This window comes from Hallella sp., from assembly GCF_037460745.1.
Classification (GTDB): Bacteria; Bacteroidota; Bacteroidia; order Bacteroidales; family Bacteroidaceae; genus Prevotella; species Prevotella faecis.
Window position 1 is genome coordinate 1 of the sequence record NZ_JAXVAE010000058.1, and the last position, 1305, is coordinate 1305.

The 1305-nt window shown below is 51.3% G+C and carries 1 pseudogene; it reads right to left on the bottom strand.

Annotated elements, in window-relative coordinates:
- Nucleotides 1-962, bottom strand: a pseudogene (locus WKK33_RS02135) (hypothetical protein); the annotation flags it as partial.
- Nucleotides 963-1305: the final 343 nt, after the last annotated feature.

Here is a 1305-nt window from a genome sequence, read left to right on the forward strand (position 1 = left end):
GTGGTGAGCGATTTTCCGTCAGGCAAAGCCAATTCCTTCACCTCGCGTGGAGTGGTGCCCAACTTGAAGTCGAACATCAGATAACCATGCTGGCTGCTGATCAAAGCCTGGTTGCTCGACGACATGTTCAATGTGTGCAGGAGGTAATTGCATGCAAATATTCGGGAATACTTCCGGCTTTCCGGGTCAAAATGCAGGAAGATGGAGGCGTCGGTCTTGCTCCTTTCGTCACGTCCGGTTCTGATCTGGTAAAACTGTCCGTCGGGTGTCTTAACGGTGAGCGAGGTGTTGCGGTAGCGCTGGGCGTCGAGCGCAGGATAAGCGGAGGCGGTATAAGCCAACTCGCCTTTCAGGAATGTCGCTACGATTCCCGAATCCATAAAAGCATAGACCTGCTGGCCGTCGGTATCCAAATCTTGCAGACTGCCCCATTCTTTCCTTAAGGAGATGAGGCACCCTTCCTGCGTATTGAGCAGCGTGTTGCCCATCAGTACCCAGACCTGCTTTCTGCTGTCAACAAACAGGTCCTGGATGTCGCGCCCTTTCAAGCCGTTTAGGATTTGCCCCGTTTCGTGCAACAGGGAATCAAGAGGATGCTCCAAGAGTCGCCCTTCAGTGAGCTGAACGCAGAATATCTTTTGGTAATCCTTCACCCAGAGACGGTTCCTGTTGTCGGCGTAAAGGTGCGTCTGCCCCTTGTACGCAGCAATGCTTTCCTCCTTTTCTGAGGGGAGAGGGATGAGCACGAAACGTCTTCCGTCGTAGAGATTGATGCCCTTGCGGGTTCTCACCGCCAACTGGCCGTCTGCCAACTGCATCATCTGGAGAATGCAATTGTCAGACAGTCCCTGTCGCGTATTGAGCACATAGAAGTAGTCGTTCTTCCCTACTTTCTGTGCGAAACAGGAAAACGGCTGGCCCAATAGGCAGAAAAGGACAATAAACAAGAAAACCTTACTCATAGCGTTTCAATGGCGGTTGTAAGCGCTGAAGCGCCCCCGCAGCAATGTTGTGCGATGATCTCTTTCGTGAATACACATATTTCATAGAGGGCTTTGATGCGCCATTCAGCATGGTTATAGCGACGCGTTATCAGCAACAAAGATAATGAATTATTGTCGCACAAACAAATAATCACGCAAAAAGTCCCAATGTTGGCGACAATTATGGTAAAAGCTTGGGTGCCGCATGGGCTCCTTCGGATGTGGAAGGTTATAGCTTAGGTGCGAATGGCCAGAGCGCAATTCGTAAGGTGCCCACCGCCTGCGGCGATGGCCTCTGGGGTCTACAGAACACGGATATCAC